Genomic DNA, 932 nt, shown 5'->3' with positions numbered 1-932 from the left:
AAATGATGATGCCGGATCAATTTTGAACGCTCATTGACAGTTTGATGAAGCAGAGACCGCACTGCTCGTTTCACAGGCTCGTATAACTGAACTGCAGGCTGAGCTCTCCGTTGCCAAACTTCCAGCACGTGAAGACCAGATCGCAGCAGCCGAGAGCCTCTATGAAATGGCAAGGGCGAAAGTTGACCTGGCAGAATGGCTGCTTGAGAAGCGCAAGATCTACGCGCCGGAAGATGCCAAGGTCACAGACGTGTTCCTGCACTCCGGTGAAATGGCAGGCCCCACAGCGCCGGTTGCCAGCCTGTTACCCCTCAACTCCATCAAGCTTCATTTCTTTGTACCGGAAGAGCAATATGGCCAGTTGGAAGTTGGCACTAAATTCAACGCCAGATGCTCCGGTTGCACTACCTTGCAAGCCCTGCAGATCACCCACATTGCAGAGGGTCCAGAGTTCACCCCGCCTGTCATCTACTCTTTGGAGACACGCGAGAAGCTGGTTTATGAAGTGCAGGCAAAACCCATCACAAAGCACTCCCCGCTGAGACCCGGTCAGATTTTTGACGTTGATCTGGACAGCTTGCAATGAACGCAATTGAAGTCAAAGGCCTGACCAAACGCTTTGGCGACAAGCTGGTCGTCAATAATGTCTCGCTCAAAGTCAAACCGGGTGAGATTGTTGGCTTCCTTGGTCCCAACGGCTCAGGAAAAACCACAAGCATCCGTATGATGTGTGGCCTTCTCAAACCCGACGAAGGCAACGGACAGGTGCTTGGGTATGATCTGATCAAGGACCGTCTGCTGATCAAAAGCCAGGTCGGCTACATGACGCAGAAATTCTCGTTCTACGAAGACCTCACCATTAAAGAGAACCTGAGCTTCGTCGCACGGCTTTACAACCTCACACCCGTCAAAAAGCACACCACCGCGACGCT

General features: G+C 52.3%; 1 protein-coding gene and 1 pseudogene. Both read left to right on the top strand.

The features are described from left to right. The first annotated feature begins 166 nt into the window (after window positions 1–166). Window positions 167–586, top strand: a complete 420-nt coding sequence (locus tag PsWM33_RS12305; RefSeq protein WP_208994540.1) for an HlyD family secretion protein — start codon at window positions 167–169, stop codon at window positions 584–586. After that, window positions 583–932 (top strand): annotated as a pseudogene (locus tag PsWM33_RS28430) (ATP-binding cassette domain-containing protein); the annotation flags it as partial. The gene PsWM33_RS12305 and the pseudogene PsWM33_RS28430, both read left to right, overlap by 4 nt.

It is taken from the genome of Pseudovibrio sp. WM33, from assembly GCF_001623165.1.
Classification (GTDB): Bacteria; Pseudomonadota; Alphaproteobacteria; order Rhizobiales; family Stappiaceae; genus Pseudovibrio.
The sequence above is the reverse complement of the archived record's forward strand: the minus strand, read 5'-3'. Positions and strand labels throughout refer to the sequence as shown.

What these genes read in the sequence shown, in the direction of transcription:
- PsWM33_RS12305 (WP_208994540.1), top strand. Translation starts at nt 167, where the DNA reads ATGGCAAGGGCGAAAGTTGACCTGGCAGAATGGCTGCTTGAGAAGCGC.